The organism is Paenibacillus sp. J2L1-98 (assembly GCF_056269405.1).
Genome location: NZ_JBWDNW010000016.1, coordinates 60,009 through 76,040, shown reverse-complemented (window position 1 = coordinate 76,040; position 16,032 = coordinate 60,009). Strand labels below are relative to the sequence as shown.

Below are 16,032 nucleotides of genomic sequence, written 5' to 3'. Positions count from 1 at the left end.
TGCTGTTAACAGCTGCAGCTCTTATCCGATTCTTCATTAACCGGCGTAGGGTAATCGTTATCGAAGCAAGCTAGACACATGCCGCGATTATACGCTCCGTCATTGCCGCCAACCGAATCAACAAAACCTTCGTCACTTAAAAAAGATAAAGAATCCGCATTAATTTGCTTCCGAATTTCTTCGACTGTACGGTATGAAGCGATAAGCTCCTTACGGTCCGGCGTATCTATGCCGTAGTAACAAGGATTTTTGAATGGCGGTGATGTAATCCGTACATGCACCTCTGTCGCTCCTGCTTCGCGAAGCAGGTTAACGATACGAAGCGATGTTGTACCGCGCACGATCGAATCGTCAATCATGACGACGCGTTTGCCTTCTACTACTTTACGGACAGCGGACAGCTTCATTTTGACGCCCTTCTCGCGAAGCTCTTGAGAAGGCTGGATGAACGTCCGGCCGGTGTACTTGTTCTTGATCAAGCCGAGCTCGTAAGGGATTCCCGTTTGCTCCGCATAACCAATCGCTGCCGAAATACTCGAATCGGGAACGCCCGTTACGATATCCGCATCAACGAACGATTCCGTCGCAAGCTGGCGTCCCATCCGTTTGCGCGCCGAGTGAATGTTAATGCCATTAATGTCACTGTCCGGGCGGGCAAAATAAATGTACTCCATCGCGCAGGTCGCGCGGCGGTCAACCTTCGCGTATCGATCCTCGCGCATGCCGTCAGCATCGAAAATAAGCAATTCGCCCGGCTGAACATCACGCTCATACACAGCGCCAATCGTCTCGAATGCGCAGGATTCCGACGAGAACACATACCCGTCACCAATGCGGCCCATAACTAGCGGGCGCAAGCCATGCGGATCAGACGCAACGAGCAGCTTGTCATTCGTCATAATAAGGAATGCAAAGCCGCCGATAATGCGCTGCAAAGCTTCCTTCGCAGCCGTCTCGAAATCCTTCGGCGAGCGTGCGATGAGATGCGCGATTACTTCCGTGTCGCTGGACGTCTGGAAGATCGAGCCTGACATCTCCAGCTCATGGCGAATTTCCGGAGCGTTCACGATATTGCCGTTCGTAGCAACCGCAAGGTCGCCGTCACGGTAGCGGAAAATGAGCGGCTGCGCGTTGGCGAGCTTGCTCTCCCCAGATGTCGAGTAGCGAACGTGGCCGATTGAACGGTCGCCGGCCAGCATATCGAGCTTGTCCTTATCGAATACTTCCTTCACGAGACCCATGCCGCGGTGATACGCGAACTTGTTGCCGTTCTTCGTATCAACCGTGCAGATTCCCGAGCTTTCTTCACCGCGGTGCTGAAGCGCATGAAGACCATAATAGGAAAGGTTGGACGCTTCGGGGAGATTGAATACCCCGAACACGCCGCATTCCTCACGCAATTTATCAAATATATCGTCACGGCCAATGCCTTCGTTATAGTGATCTCCCGTCCATAGCAAAGGCTCCTGTCTTATTTCATCAGACATGGAATCGCATCCTTCCAGACCTTCTCCAGTTGTTGTACCGGCGCTTGAATGCCGGCTTTTCCATTTACGCTTATGGTCAGGCTGCTGCCTTTAACATTACCGATTTGAGCATGAACAACGCCTTGCTCTGTAAGCCATGCTTGCAATGCCGCCGCTTGCTCCGGTTTAGCCGACAGCAAGATACGGGATTGCGATTCGCTGAACAAGAGATGATCAGCGCGCAGATCAGAAGTTAAAGCGACTTCTGCGCCGAGACGTCCGCTGATGCAGGATTCTGCAACAGCAACCGCGATACCGCCCTCGGACAAGTCATGCGCCGATGCTACGAGACCTTTTTGAATAGCGCCAAGCACTGCATCAAGAACCTTCTTCTCTGTAGCCAGATCAATCTCAGGAGGACGGCCCGCAGCAGCACCCTGCAATACGTATTGCAGCTCGCTTCCGCCAAGCTCCGCTTTCGTCTCCCCAACGAGAATAATAACATCGCCTTCTGCTTTGAAGCCTTGTGTTGTAATGTGATCGATGTCGTGTACGAGACCAACCATACCGATTACCGGCGTCGGGTAAATAGCGCCCTTCGCATTCTCGTTGTACAAGCTCACGTTACCGCCGATAACCGGGGTATTCAAAATCACGCAAGCCTCGGACATGCCGTCCGCCGACTTCTCAAGCTGCCAGAATACTTCCGGTTTCTCCGGATTACCAAAGTTCAGATTATCCGTTACGGCAAGCGGCTCTGCGCCCGAGCAAACGATGTTACGCGCTGCTTCCGCAACCGCAATTCGTCCGCCTACTTCAGGATCAAGATATACGTAACGGCCGTTGCAGTCCGTCGTCATCGCAAGCGCCTTGCGCGTGCCGCGAATCGTTACGACTGCCGCATCGGAGCCAGGTTGAACGGCTGTCGATGTACGGACCATGTAGTCATACTGATTGTAAACCCACTCTTTGCTGGCAACCGTCGGGGAGGCCAAAACCTTCTCCAGCGCGCCAGTCAGATCGGTCACTTCGTCGTAAGCCGCTGTGTCTACTGCAGCATTTTCGCTGAAGTAAGCCGGCTCTTGCGAAGGCTTGTCGTAAACAGGACACTCGTCAACGAGCGCTTTAACCGGCATATCGGCAACCTCTTGCCCTTGGTGGAACAAGCGAAGACGTCCGTCATCCGTTACTTTACCTACTTTGGCGCAAATAATGCCCCAACGGTCGAAAATTTCTTTCGCCTGCGCTTCATGCTGCGGCTCTACGACGAAGAGCATACGCTCTTGCGACTCGGAAAGCATCATTTCATAAGGCGTCATACCTGTTTCGCGCTGCGGCACCTCGTCGAGGTAAAGCTCCAGGCCGTTACCCGCTTTGGAAGCCATCTCTGCGCTGGAGCAAGTAAGACCCGCCGCCCCCATATCTTGAATACCAAGCACGATGCCGGAATCGATAAGCTCAAGTGTCGCTTCCATAACAAGCTTCTCCATGAACGGATCGCCGACCTGTACCGCCGTACGCTTCTCTTCGGATTCCTCGGAAAGCTCAACGGAAGCGAATGTAGCGCCGTGAATACCGTCGCGGCCGGTTGCAGGACCTACGTAAAATACCGGGTTGCCTACACCCTTCGCAACACCGCGCTGAATTTTATCATGATCGATTAGACCGACACACATCGCGTTAACGAGCGGGTTGCCCTCGTAGCTCTCGTCGAACATAACTTCACCCGCTACCGTCGGAATTCCGATACAGTTACCGTAGCCGGCAATACCGCTTACGACATGCTCGAATAAATATTTAACGCGTTCATTCTCAAGACGGCCGAAGCGCAAGCTGTTCAGCAAAGCGATAGGACGGGCGCCCATGGAGAAAATGTCACGAATGATGCCGCCCACGCCGGTTGCAGCGCCTTGGAAAGGCTCAACCGCAGATGGATGGTTATGCGATTCGATTTTGAATACAACCGCTTGGTTGTCGCCGATATCGACGATACCCGCGCCTTCGCCCGGTCCCATCAGAACGCGAGGTCCTGTAATCGGGAATTTCTTGAGGATAGGCTTGGAGTTCTTGTAAGAGCAATGCTCTGACCACATGACGCTAAATACGCCGATCTCCGTGTAGTTAGGCTGACGGCCCAGGAAGCCGCAAATCAGCTCATACTCATAATCGGATACGCCAAACTGGCTGTAAATCTTTTGCTCGGCAATTTGCTCTGCCGTCGGTTCCTTAGCCGTTAACTGCTGCGCCATGTTGTTCCCTCCATGCATTCAAAATCGATGTAAACATACGTTTGCCGTCTTCCGAGCCGAGCAATTGGTCGATCGCACGCTCCGGATGCGGCATCATTCCTACTACGTTGCCTGCTTTGTTGCTAATGCCCGCGATGTTCTCTACGGAACCGTTCGGATTCGTGTCGCCCGCATAGCGGAAAACGATTTGATTGTTTGCTTTTAGCTCAGCAAGCGTTGCGTCGTCGCAATAATAGTTGCCTTCGCCGTGAGCGATTGGTATATTGATCATTTCGCCTTGCGAATATTGGTTTGTAAATGCTGTGCTGCTGTTCACAACTTCAAGCTGCTCTTGCTGGCACACGAACTTCAGTCCGTTGTTGCGGATCAATGCGCCAGGCAGAAGGCCCGCTTCCGTCAAAATTTGGAACCCGTTGCAAATGCCCAAAATATACTTGCCTGCTTCAGCCGCTTTTTGCACTTCGCTCATAACGGCTGCGAATTGCGCGATCGCGCCGCAGCGCAGGTAGTCGCCATAGGAGAAGCCTCCCGGAACTAGAATTGCGTCATATGCGGACAAGTCCGTAGCTGTATGCCATACATAGTCAACCGACTGGCCGATCGTGTCTTCGACAGCTTTGTAGCAATCGATATCACAGTTGGAGCCAGGAAATACGAGAACCGCAAACTTCATCGTCTTATCCCTCCAGCTCAAAACGGTAATCTTCTACAACCGTGTTCGCGAACAGCTTCTCGCACATTGCTTTAATGCGTACTTCCGCTTCCGCGCGGTCAGTCGTATCAAGCTCAACTTCCAAATATTTACCAATACGTACTTTTTCGACCTCGGAGAAGCCGAGTGTGTGAAGCGCGCCTTGTACAGCGGTTCCTTGTGGATCCAAAACGTTTTGCTTGATGGTGACGTAGACGGTTGCCTTCATAATAGCCTCCTGAAAATGTGAGTTTTTCTCGCAACAGATTATTTTAAATGTGGCAACCGCTCGGGCGCGGGGGTTATTGCCTTCGTCGCTTTCGAAGCCAGGAAATTTCGATTACACGCTTTGCGGTAATTTCCTGGTCTTCAAGAAGCGATCGCTGTCGCTCTGCGGCAACAACTCCCCGCTCTCCGAGCTTCACACATTTCCATATAAAACCGCTGCGAGTTTGTCGGTGAAGCAATGGGTGGCGGCCGCGTTGCTGCTTGCCACCTGGTACTTTAATGATTGGCTTGTGCTTACGCTGTCAGCCTGTTTGTTAATGCTTCCCTGCGCTTTCACGCTCAGGTCGCGATTTATGGGGTGCAGCAGCGCTCTCGCTGACTGCCTGCCTGCGAGTCATGCGCCGGGCGGCCCCTATGTCAGCGTCATCGCTTGCGCTCGACGTTGTTGTAAACATATCAGATAACTCAACCACTAAAGCCAATTTGCTGCCAATAAAGGTGAATGTGGAGTTAATAGCTTCATTTCGGCGTCCTAGCTCGATTTGGTGCCACTTAATACCCGCATTTACCGCTTTGTCGATCAGCAATAAGCTACCAGCATCCTGCTCCTAAAGCTCTGCGCCAGTCAGACGGCGGTAAATGTCGCGGTAGCGGGCCGTCGTTTCGGCTACTACCGATTCAGGCAACGGCGCCGGCTTGCTGTCGCGGTCCCAGTCGGAGCCGAGCAAGTACGTGCGCACCGGTTCTTTGTCCATACTGTCGATCTCAATATCTAGCGCGTAATTGCCTTCGGCCCAGAAACGGGAAGAGTCCGGCGTGAAGATTTCGTCAATCAGGATAACTTTGCCGTCGATGAGTCCGAATTCGAATTTACAATCGGCAAGGATAATTCCGTGCTCTGCGCAATAGCCGTGAGCGAATTCATACAGCTTGATGCTGCGGTCGCGCAGCTCTTCAGCGAGCTCGGCGCCAACCATTTCAGCCATTTTCTCGAACGGGATGTCCTCGTCGTGGCCTACATCGTTTTTCGCTGCCGGCGTGAAGATTGGCGCAGGAAAACGTTCGTTTTTGCGCAAGCCAGCCGGAAGCTCGATGCCGTTGATCGCAGACGTTTGCTGATATTGTCTCCAACCGCCGCCCGTGATATAGCCTCGAACGACACATTCGATATCGATACGTTCCGCTTTGCGCGTAACCATAATACGATTTTTCAGCAGCTCCGGTTCCGTTATGAGATCGCCAAGCTTCTCCACATCGGTATGAACGACGTGATTAACCTGAATATCGGCCGTTTGCTCGAACCAGTAAGCGGACAGTCGGTTCAAAACGTTGCCTTTGTCGGGAACGGCCGGGTCAAGCACGTAATCGAACGCGGATATGCGGTCGGTTACGACGATCAGGAAGTGCTCACCCAGATCGTAAAGCTCACGAACCTTGCCTTTGTAAATAAGCGGAGCTTTTATATAATCGACAGCCGTCGAAAGTGCTTGCGTTTGTGCAGTCATCAGGCCAGCCTCCCCTTAGATCAATCCCAAACGTGTGAAAATCGTATCGACATGCTTCAAATGCCATGCCGGATTGAAAGCATCATCGATTTCTTCGGCAGTCAGCACGCTCGTAATTTCCTCAGTCTCGCCGATGATATCGCGGAATTGGCGCTGTGTTTCCCAAGCCTGCATCGCGCGCGGCTGCACCGTGTCATATGCTTTCTCACGGCTAAAGCCCTTGTCGATCAGCTTCGTCAAAACGCGTCCCGAGAACGGCACGCCGTATGTCGCTTGCATGTTGCGCTTCATGTTTTCCGGGAACACAGTCAGGTTGTTGATGATATTGCCCAAACGGTTCAGCATGTAGTTAAGCAGCATCGTTGCATCCGGCAAAATAATACGTTCAACGGACGAGTGGCTAATATCGCGTTCATGCCAGAGCGTTACATTCTCGTAAGCTGTTACCATATGTCCGCGAATAACGCGGGCCAAGCCGGAAATGTTCTCGCAGCCGATCGGGTTGCGCTTATGCGGCATTGCGGATGAACCTTTTTGACCTTTCGCGAACGGCTCTTCGACTTCACGGAATTCACTCTTCTGCAAAGCGCGGATTTCAGTTGCGAATTTGTCGAGCGACGAAGCGACAAGCGCCAGTGTCGCCATATATTCAGCATGACGGTCGCGCTGAAGCGTTTGTGTCGAGATTGGAGCGGCGGAAATGCCGAGCTTCTTACAAACGAACTCTTCAACAAACGGATCGATGTCTGCGAAGGTGCCTACGGCGCCGGACATTTTACCGAACTGCACGCCTTGAGCCGCATGATGGAAACGCTCCAGGTTACGCTTCATTTCCTCGTACCAAAGCGCCATTTTCAGACCGAAAGTCGTTGGCTGCGCGTGTACGCCGTGCGTACGGCCCATCATTGGCGTATCTTTGTACTGCAGCGCTTTGTCTTTCAAAATTTCGATAAAACGCTCGATGTCTTTAACGAGAATTTCGTTCGCTTGAAGCAGCAGGTAGCCGATCGCTGTATCTACAACGTCAGTGGAAGTCAGGCCGTAATGCACCCATTTGCCCTCCGGGCCTGCTTTCTCCGATACAGCGCGCGTGAACGCAATTACGTCATGGCGGGTATCCAGCTCGATTTCGTAAATGCGGTCAATGTCGAAGTCAGCGGAAGCGCGAAGCGCCACTACGTCTTCCTTCGGAATAACACCCAGCTCGGACCAAGCCTCGCATGCGCAAAGCTCAACCTCCAGCCATGCTCTAAATTTATTTTCCTCTGTCCAAATCTCTCTCATTTCCGGTCTGCTGTAACGCTCTAACATTAATCATTCACACCTTCCAAATAGTTGTTTCATCAATCCAGCTAAGCGCAGCGTCCGTATTCTCTGCCAGAACGTTGACATGTCCCATCTTCCGCTTCACGACCGCTTCCTTCTTCCCGTACAAATGCACCTTCGGCGACACCTTCAGACGCTCAGCCGATTCATCAAGGCGCCCCATCAGCGCAAGGAGCGGTTCGACATGCTCGCCGAGCACATTGACCATTACGACCGGACTCATCAGCGTCGTATCGCCAAGCGGCAGATTGCATACAGCTCGTACATGCTGCTCGAACTGCGACGTCCGGCAAGCCTCCATCGTGTAGTGTCCGCTGTTGTGCGGACGCGGCGCAAGCTCATTCACGAACAGCTCGCCGTCCGCGGTAACAAACAGCTCCACTGCGATCAGGCCGACTACGCCAAGTCCCTCAGCAATCCGCATCGCCAGCCGTTCCGCTTCACGCTGCAGGTCCGTGCTGATTCTTGCGGGAACGATAGACAAATGCAATATATTATCGACGTGTATATTTTCCGCAACAGGGAAGGCTTTTATTTCACCCTGCGGATTTCTCGCCGCTATAACCGATAATTCCTTGTCGAAGCGGATAAACTGCTCGAGCACAAGCTGGACTTTCGCGCGCGAAAGCGTTTCGTACGCTTCCTCGATCTCATCTGCGCTGCGAATGACCCACTGCCCCTTGCCGTCATAGCCGCCCATAGCCGTCTTCAGCACGCACGGCATTCCGAAGGCTGCGGCTGCCTCACGAAGCTCGTCCACACTGCAAATCTCGCGATATGGAGCAACCCGCACCCCGGCCGCTTCGATCGCGCGCTTCTCGCGAAGGCGATGCTGCGTCGTATACAGCAGCTCGCTGCCTTGCGGCACATACGATTCAGCCATTAGCATCGCTGCTACGTCTGCGTCTACGTTCTCGAATTCGTAAGTAATGACATCCGAACGCTTAGCAAGCTCACGGGCCGCCTCACGATTGTCGTAGGCCGCAACGATTTGCTCCGCAACCTGTCCTGCCGGCGAATCCGGCGTAGGGTCAAGCGCGATGAAGCGGTAGCCCATCGCACTGCCCGCATTCGCCATCATACGGCCAAGCTGACCGCCGCCAAGGATGCCGATCGTGCTGCCCGGGAGCAGCGACTTCGCCTGCTGCTTGTCCGAATCAATGCTCATAGCGTTTCACTGCTTTCCAGCACTTCCTGTTTGATGCGCTCGCGGCGCGCTTCCACGCGTGCTTGCACCTCCGGATCGAATGCTCCGAGCATTTGCGCTGCAAGCAGTCCCGCATTCGTTCCGCCCGCACTGCCGATCGCAACCGTAGCTACCGGAATACCGCCCGGCATTTGAACGATGGAGAGCAGCGAATCGAGCCCGCTCAAATTCGATGATTTCACGGGAACGCCAATAACCGGCAGAATCGTCTTCGCAGCGACCATGCCGGGCAAATGTGCAGCTCCGCCAGCCCCGGCGATAATCACCTTAAGCCCGCGCTCTACTGCAGTTTCCGCGTATTCAAACATTAAATCCGGCGTCCGATGCGCCGAAACGACTTTTTTCTCATAAGGAATTTGCAATTCCTCCAGAACGTCGCAGGCTAGTTTCATTGTGTCCCAATCCGATTTGCTGCCCATGATGACGCCCACCTTCGCAGACATGCGATCAAACCCACTTTCATATATAAGATGATAAACCATTTAAACCAGCTAAATGACTTAAAGCAACAAAATAGAAAAAGCCCGCCAGCAACCTTAGTAAGGAGGATGCCGCAGGACCGGAGCGGAAGCGTAAGGAACTGACCTGCATTGTTGCGAATCCGAGGTCAATTAAGCTTCACTTCGATGAAACCTGCAAGCCGCTTTGCAATGCCGGAGAGACGAGCAGTAGGCTGCCCCGTAAGAGAGGCAACCTATGTCCAAATGAAAGGGCATCTATATGCTGCAAACTTGCTGTATGGCGATCCGAACCTTGCAATCGTCAGCCGATTTATGAGGCTCGGTTTCGCTTGTCGTTTCATCTTGCTCGTAGTCCGAAAATTAAGGTTTCCGGGTAGAAACATTCGGGCCTTATCCCAAATATATACGAGATGACTTTATAATGAAATTAGTAAGAAAATAATCATTCCGTCTCAAACCTATTCTAGTTTATCTAATCCCCAAACTACTGTCAATGAAATACGAACATTAAAAGAGAATGTTTTATAAAGGTTCGTTTTTTTAAATAAAACAACCGGAAATTCAGTACTGTATACCCAAAATAAGGTGATTCGCCTGCTGCCATTCTGCTTTCAAACCGTATTTTTAATGCGTGCCGCTATTCATACATGCTGCGAACCCGTTATTTTCACTCCTATTCCCGTATTATTCCCATTACTCGGCATTACTTCCCCTTCCAGCTGCATTTTTTTCTGCCAAGCATGCGGACGGCTTCAACTGAAGTTTGCCGGCTTGTGAGAACGGCTCTGCATCATAAGCCGTTCCTTATCATTTTACTGACTAGGAACGGATCCTTTTGAATATGGTTATATTGGAGAGTTATTGGCATACGCGGCGAAAAGGCGGCGAAGCCGTGCAGGCAACAGGTTTGGATTCGAAAAGGAGGTTCGGCAAGGGTGCAAATTCATGTCGTGCAAAAGGGCGATTCGCTGTATAAACTTGCTCAAAAATACGGCGTCTTCATAAATGATATCGCCGATGCGAACGAAATGGACGATGAGAATGTGCTCGTCATTGGTCAAGCGATTATCATTCCGCATGAAGTGAGCAGCCATAAGGTGCGTGCAGGCGAAACGCTGTGGCTGATCGCCCAGCGATACGGCATTACACTTCAGGAGCTGATTGCGGCGAACAAGGTCGCCAATCCCGCACTCCTTCATCCCGGACAGACGATCGTAATCCCGCAGGCTGCGCGGCCAACGATCGAGGTCAATGCATACACGGAGAAATTCGGGCCCGCCGGCATTAAAATCGTCGGTGAAACCGGCCAATACTTAACGTATTTAAGCCCTTTCAGCTACCGCGTACAGGCGGACGGCACCTTTACCGACTTAGATGATTCAGCCCTTATCCATAAAGCCTACGAGAAGCACGCGGCACCGATGATGGTCATTTCGAATTTCGAAAATGGCAATTTCAACCCGGAGATCGCGCATGCCATAGTGGCTAATCCCGCAATTCAACAGCAGCTTATCGCAAACATCCTCGCGACGATGAAACAAAAAGGCTACCTGGCGCTCAATGTTGATTTCGAATACGTGCCTCCCGCCGACCGCGAGCTGTATAACGCATTCTTGCAAAATCTCGTGGACAGCCTGCATCCGCAAAACTATCTCGTATCCTCCTGCCTCGCCCCAAAGCTGAGCGCCGATCAGAAAGGTACGCTATACGAAGCGCATGATTATGCGGCACATGGCCGAATCGTTGATTTTGTCGTGTTGATGACCTACGAATGGGGCTGGGCCGGCGGATCTCCCATGGCCGTTGCCCCGCTGAATGAAGTTGTTAAGGTGGTGAGCTATGCCCTTAGCGTCATGCCGCCGCAAAAAATCATAATGGGCATGCCGTTATACGGCTATGATTGGACGCTTCCATACGTGCACGGGGCGAAGTGGGCGCCAACCGTCAGTTCGAAAGCAGCGGTGAACCTTGCGAACCAATACGGCGCAAACATCAAATACGATGCCGAAAGCCAATCGCCCTTTTTCAACTATTATGATAAGGAAGGCCGCGAGCATATCGTCTGGTTCGAGGACGTCCGGAGCGTACAGGCCAAGTTCAACATCGTAAAAACATTCAATTTGCGCGGCGTCAGCTGCTGGGTGCTCGGGGTTCCGTTCCCGCAAAACTGGTATGCGCTAAATGCAAACTTCACGATAAAAAAGCTTGTTTAAATTTCTCTATTAACGAGGCTGTAAACAAGTATAGGAATCATTCAATAAACAGGGATTCTGGTTATCACGGATAATCGGCATCCCTGTTTTTCTGTTTTTTTCTTATTGCAAACGTGTCTGTATCGCAATCCAAACGATCATCAAAAAAATGCAAACAGCATAAAAGGATTTTCGGGAAATATGTCGAAATAAATCATTATCATCGTGAGCCTGGGAAAAATGACCTACTCGGGCCGGTGTAGTGGCATCCCCCGCAAATCATTGTCTGTGGGATACGGAGGACGGAGCTATTCTAGTCGAATGAGATACTTAGCATTACCCACAGACATGCTCAGAGTACATACATGGGAATAGGGGCTGGTCATTCATGAAATACACCGGTAGAATAGGACTGCCAATACTGGCATTCATCAGTTGGATGTTCTTAATCTTCTATTCAAATCTGGCATATGGGAACATAGACAACATCTATATTGCATGTGCAATACTTTACATTACATTTGGTTGGTTTTTAGGAAAAAACTATGATATTGCGAAGTTCTATTCAGAGAAAGATTTTCTCACCCAGAGCTATACCCGGAGATATGCCTTGAATACATTACCTAAGCTTTTAGCAAAAATAGATCAGAAAAAAAAGCAATTAAGTTTATTTGTCGTGGACGTAGACCGCTTTAAGCAGATCAATGACAAATATGGGCATGATATGGGGGATACCGTTTTAAAAAGCATCGCTGCGCTGCTTAAGGGCTGTACGAAAAAACCGGTTTTTGTTACGCGATGGGGCGGAGATGAATTTCTTATTGTTGCCCCTTATACAAATAAAATCGATTCTTATATGATTCAAAGTAAAATTGAAAAACAATTACAGGAATTGTCGATGAAATTAAATTTAGAGCTTTCTCTATCGATAGGAATTTCTATTTATCCGAGCGATGCGCTGAAGATCGATGAATTGATAACGATAGCGGACCAAAATATGTATGTCATTAAACATGAAAAGTCATATCAACAAAAATCGGAATTAGTAACTACCGCTCCTAACCGATAACGGTTATAGCGAGTAAAGGGTGCCCCTGAAGTCATAACAACTTGCGGGGCACCCCTTTTTTTTGTTTACTACACCAGCCATACCGTCTTCGCAGTAGCTGGAATACGCTGCGGCTCCGGCGCTGTCATGTCTGGATACCCGATATAAATAAAGCCAACGATCTGCTGCTCTCCGCTAAGCCCGAAATTTTCTTTCATAAGCGGATGATACATCGGATCACCGGATCGCCAAATCGCGCCAAGTCCGCTCGCATGCGCCGCGAGCAGCAGATTTTGCACCGCTGCTTGAGCGGCTGCAAGTTCTTCTGCGAGCACCGCGCGCGGATCATCCGACGGCGAACAAACGGCGGCAATGACGACCGGTGCCCGGTACGCTTTCATACGCTCCTTTGCCAGACGCTCTTCAAGCGGCTGGCCGCTCAGCTCAGGAACAGCTGCTGCGGCTACGCGCGCGTAGCCTTCGCCAAGCCTTGCTCTTCCTTCACCCGTCATGACGATAAACGACCAAGGCTGCGTATTATGATGACTAGGCGCCCAAGCCGCCGCGTCCAGCAGCCTTTCAATTAGAGCGCGGTCTACCGGCTCCTTCTTCACTCTCCCTATCGTTCTCCGTGTGCGAATCGCTTCTTCAACGTTCATTTTCCGCATCTCCCCGATTAAAGAACTTTATTCCCATCTCATCATTCGAACAAATGCAGGTACTCGCCGTACCCTTCCCGCTCCAGATCAGCCTTGCCGACAAACCGCAGCGATGCGGAATTAATGCAGTACCGGAGTCCGCCCGGCTTCGGCCCGTCATCGAACACATGGCCGAGATGGGAATCGCCTTCTTTGCTGCGAACCTCGACTCTTACCATATAATGCGAAGTGTCCGTATGCTCTGAAACGGCCGATGCCTGCAGCGGCTTCGTGAAGCTCGGCCAGCCGCAGCCCGCATCGTATTTATCGCGGGAGCTGAACAACGGCTCTCCCGAAACGATGTCCACGTAAATGCCGTCCTCGGTGTGATCCCAGTATTCACCAGTGAACGGGCGCTCCGTCCCGTTGTTTTGCGTCACTTCGTACTGGACCTTGGTCAGCCGCTGCTTGAGCTCGTCCTTATCCTTCTTAACCGTCCAGTTCTGCGCTATAAACGCGTCGCGGCCCGAGCCTTTGCGGTACATTTTGTAACGATAAGGATTTGTTTTGTGGTACCCCTGATGATAGTCCTCTGCCGGATAAAAGGTTTGCGCAGGCTCAATTTCCGTCACGATCGGGCGGTCGAATCGGCCGCTCGCCTCAAGCTCCCGCTTCGAAGCCTCGGCCAGCTCACGCTGCTTCTCATCATAATAGTAGATGCCGGTCCTGTACGATTCGCCACGGTCATGAAACTGGCCGCCAGCATCGGTAGGATCGATTTGCCTCCAGAAAATATCCAGCAGCTTCTCGTAAGGGAAAATTTGCGGATCATACGTAATTTGTACAGCCTCCGCATGACCTGTTGTCTCTGAGCAAACCTCCTGATAGGTTGGGTTTACCGTGTGTCCGCCCGTGTAGCCGGATACGACCGAGATAATGCCGGGCATTTCTTCGAACGGTGAGACCATACACCAGAAGCACCCTCCTGCGAACATGGCTTTAGACTCTATTCGGCTCGCGCCGTTATTGGTGATTGGTTGATCCATACCGATCCCCTCCTAATTGGTCGATTCATAACTAACCTCTCTATTATACATGACGACGGCCGCCAACCACAAAAAAAAGGAGGACCTCCGCCCGTAAGCGGCATGTCCTCCAAACGATTGTTATTCAAAATCCGAGCCTGGAAAAAATACGAATAATATCGGTAATGAGCTTGCTCCCGGCGATGAATATTTGATCGTAACTTCCGGCGGCGGCTGTAATCCGGCAGCCCCCTCCGGTTTCTTCTGCGTATAAATCAGCGCCCCTTCGCCGAGGTTCAAATGTCCCCCTGTCGGCACTGCGACAACCTTCCCGTTAACAGAAACCGCGCCTTGGAATATGCCCGCGCGCGGGTTCAAAATAATCCGGGTTCCGTATGCGACATCCTTGAGCCGAATCGTCGTAACAGCGCCGTATTCGCCTCCGTTGTAAGTCAATCCGCCGGTCAGCGCATCCTCGCCTACCATGCTGGTTCCGCGGCTGCCGATACGGAGCTTGCCCTTCTTAAGGCCAACCTTTTCGTTTACATCTAAATACTGATCCGTATCAAAGAATAAGCCGCGATTTCCGACCTTCTCCAGCTCCTCCAGCTTAAATACGGAGCTGAGCGCATCGGTCGTCTCTCTCAGCGCCATCGTCGAGAAAGTTAACGGGCCGTCCATATCTACGTCCATCAAGCCGGAAAAGCCTTCATCCGGGTTCATGATGATTTTCTCCAGCTCGGGCAGCAGCACTGCTGATATGCCCGGTTCCAAGATCAGCTCGCGCGGTGCGCTCCCCGTTAAGTATCTTGTCACCGCAGCAGAACCGAACTGCATCGCGTTTACGCTCGGACCCGCCAAGCCCCGATTGCCAAGCGTCAGCTTTACAGCTTCGCTATTCGTGTTCGTCACGACAACAGCCAGCTTCATCCTCTCTTGCGTGCCGTTCCGGTGATGAAGGAATAACCGGCTAGGGCCGTCCAGCACATCCTCATATAGTAAGCCCTCGCCGAAGTACCGCTCCGGCGCATTGGACATGTACAAGGTTGTGTAGCCCTTTGACTCAAAAGTAGGAAGCTCTTCAAAGGTATTCATCAGCTTCGCGTCAACCGCGAATTTGTCGCCCGGATTACCGTAGCGCATGTAGTATTCATAAGGCGTATACATCACTTCGTCGGTAACGGTAATCGCCTGCTCTTTTTTCTCGCTCCATGTACCGTCATTGTCGTAAACGGACTGCGTAACCGTGTAAATGCCCGGTTCAAAATACGCGCTCTTGCGTCCTGTCCATTCCGTCTTGATGATCTTGCCGTCCGGATCGTAGCTAAGATCCTCAAATTCCACCGGCTCGCCAAGCTTCACCTGGGGCGGCGCTTTAAAATCCGCTACCGGAGCAACGTTTGGATCCGGCTGAATCGTTATGCTAATTTGCTTAAGCTGCGCATTGAACACATAGCCCGCGTTCCAGAGCTGCTTTACCGCGGATAAAGGCACATGCATCGTACCGCTAATTCGCATCGCTGCTGCAGGCATAAGAATGTAACTGCCGTTGCGCTTAGCGCCGCGCATATTGATGTTAAGCGTCACTTTATTAAAATATGTATCGATATGAGTGCCCTTATTGTCATTATATACGCTTGCACCCACTGAGCTCGCAATCGTACGAACCGGAATCATCGTGACTCCTTTTACAATCGGCAGCGGCGCCGTCATTTTCTGTACCTTGCCATTGAGCGTCATTTGCTTCGAACCGTGAACAAATGTCAGATTTACAGGCTGACGCTCCGCTGCATATACCTCTTCCTTCGACCCAAATCCTGTGCCTACAAGCGAAACCAGCAAGCTCGCTGCGATGACTTGCCTGACCGTCCGCTTGATCCATTTCTCTCTATTCATCCTGTTCTCCTTCCAATTTTGCAGCATAGTCCGCCGCATTCCGTAGGGTTAGACGCAGCTAAGGGAATAAATGTTCCGCTGAAGTTTAAAATTTACAAGA

General features: G+C 51.5%; 14 protein-coding genes and 1 riboswitch. Of the genes, 2 read left to right on the top strand and 12 right to left on the bottom strand.

Translation table 11 applies throughout. The annotated features are described in order from the left end of the window. Positions 1-5: 5 nt before the first annotated feature. The 9 genes from purF to purE form a co-directional block, all read right to left on the bottom strand. Positions 6-1,487 (bottom strand): amidophosphoribosyltransferase, encoded by a 1,482-nt coding sequence (gene purF / locus AC0YNZ_RS22830; protein ID WP_475828799.1) that lies wholly within the window; start codon positions 1,485-1,487, stop codon positions 6-8. Then, a complete protein-coding gene (purL, locus tag AC0YNZ_RS22825) occupies positions 1,472-3,715 on the bottom strand; it encodes a phosphoribosylformylglycinamidine synthase subunit PurL (protein ID WP_475828798.1) in 2,244 nt (747 codons plus the stop codon). The genes purF and purL overlap by 16 nt, the downstream gene beginning before the upstream one ends. Then, on the bottom strand, positions 3,693-4,388 hold the full coding sequence (gene purQ, locus AC0YNZ_RS22820; protein WP_110771372.1) for a phosphoribosylformylglycinamidine synthase subunit PurQ: 696 nt from the start codon (positions 4,386-4,388) through the stop codon (positions 3,693-3,695). Before purQ ends, purL begins: the two co-directional genes overlap by 23 nt. A gap of 4 nt (positions 4,389-4,392) precedes the next feature. Next, complete coding sequence (purS, locus tag AC0YNZ_RS22815; RefSeq protein ID WP_181426155.1) at positions 4,393-4,638, bottom strand: phosphoribosylformylglycinamidine synthase subunit PurS; 246 nt, start codon at positions 4,636-4,638, stop codon at positions 4,393-4,395. A 310-nt stretch (positions 4,639-4,948) separates the two neighbouring features. Then, on the bottom strand, positions 4,949-5,221 hold the full coding sequence (locus tag AC0YNZ_RS22810) for a hypothetical protein (RefSeq protein ID WP_475828797.1): 273 nt from the start codon (positions 5,219-5,221) through the stop codon (positions 4,949-4,951). A gap of 21 nt (positions 5,222-5,242) precedes the next feature. Next, positions 5,243-6,139 carry a phosphoribosylaminoimidazolesuccinocarboxamide synthase gene (locus AC0YNZ_RS22805; RefSeq protein ID WP_475828796.1) on the bottom strand — a complete coding sequence of 299 codons (897 nt, stop codon included), beginning with the start codon at positions 6,137-6,139 and terminating at the stop codon, positions 5,243-5,245. 15 nt (positions 6,140-6,154) lie between these two features. After that, a complete protein-coding gene (purB, locus tag AC0YNZ_RS22800) occupies positions 6,155-7,450 on the bottom strand; it encodes an adenylosuccinate lyase (RefSeq protein WP_475828795.1) in 1,296 nt (431 codons plus the stop codon). A 7-nt stretch (positions 7,451-7,457) separates the two neighbouring features. Further along, on the bottom strand, positions 7,458-8,633 hold the full coding sequence (gene purK, locus AC0YNZ_RS22795) for a 5-(carboxyamino)imidazole ribonucleotide synthase (RefSeq protein ID WP_475828794.1): 1,176 nt from the start codon (positions 8,631-8,633) through the stop codon (positions 7,458-7,460). Then, positions 8,630-9,115: a 5-(carboxyamino)imidazole ribonucleotide mutase gene (gene purE / locus AC0YNZ_RS22790; protein WP_475828793.1), complete on the bottom strand. Its 486-nt coding sequence runs from the start codon at positions 9,113-9,115 to the stop codon at positions 8,630-8,632. The genes purK and purE overlap by 4 nt, the downstream gene beginning before the upstream one ends. Positions 9,116-9,462: 347 nt before the next feature. Continuing rightward, positions 9,463-9,562, bottom strand: a riboswitch (purine riboswitch). Between the two features lie 506 nt (positions 9,563-10,068). On the opposite strand from purE, the gene AC0YNZ_RS22785 reads away from it, so the two are divergent. Together AC0YNZ_RS22785 and AC0YNZ_RS22780 are read left to right on the top strand one after the other, a co-directional pair. Continuing rightward, complete coding sequence (locus tag AC0YNZ_RS22785) at positions 10,069-11,346, top strand: glycoside hydrolase family 18 protein (RefSeq protein ID WP_475828792.1); 1,278 nt, start codon at positions 10,069-10,071, stop codon at positions 11,344-11,346. Between the two features lie 367 nt (positions 11,347-11,713). Continuing rightward, a complete protein-coding gene (locus AC0YNZ_RS22780; protein WP_475828791.1) occupies positions 11,714-12,394 on the top strand; it encodes a GGDEF domain-containing protein in 681 nt (226 codons plus the stop codon). 68 nt (positions 12,395-12,462) lie between these two features. Here AC0YNZ_RS22780 and AC0YNZ_RS22775 read toward each other — a convergent pair whose 3' ends face one another. The 3 genes from AC0YNZ_RS22775 to AC0YNZ_RS22765 all read right to left on the bottom strand — a co-directional run bounded on the left by AC0YNZ_RS22775 (position 12,463) and on the right by AC0YNZ_RS22765 (position 15,932). Next, positions 12,463-13,032 carry a nitroreductase family protein gene (locus AC0YNZ_RS22775; protein WP_475828790.1) on the bottom strand — a complete coding sequence of 190 codons (570 nt, stop codon included), beginning with the start codon at positions 13,030-13,032 and terminating at the stop codon, positions 12,463-12,465. Positions 13,033-13,073: 41 nt separating this feature from the next. Then, the gene (msrA, locus tag AC0YNZ_RS22770; protein ID WP_475828789.1) at positions 13,074-14,057 is read right to left on the bottom strand and encodes a peptide-methionine (S)-S-oxide reductase MsrA; all 984 of its coding nucleotides are present in this window, start codon (positions 14,055-14,057) and stop codon (positions 13,074-13,076) included. Positions 14,058-14,177: 120 nt separating this feature from the next. Further along, entirely contained in the window at positions 14,178-15,932 is a 1,755-nt protein-coding gene (locus AC0YNZ_RS22765; RefSeq protein ID WP_475828788.1) for a stalk domain-containing protein, read from the bottom strand. Between the last annotated feature and the right edge of the window lie 100 nt (positions 15,933-16,032).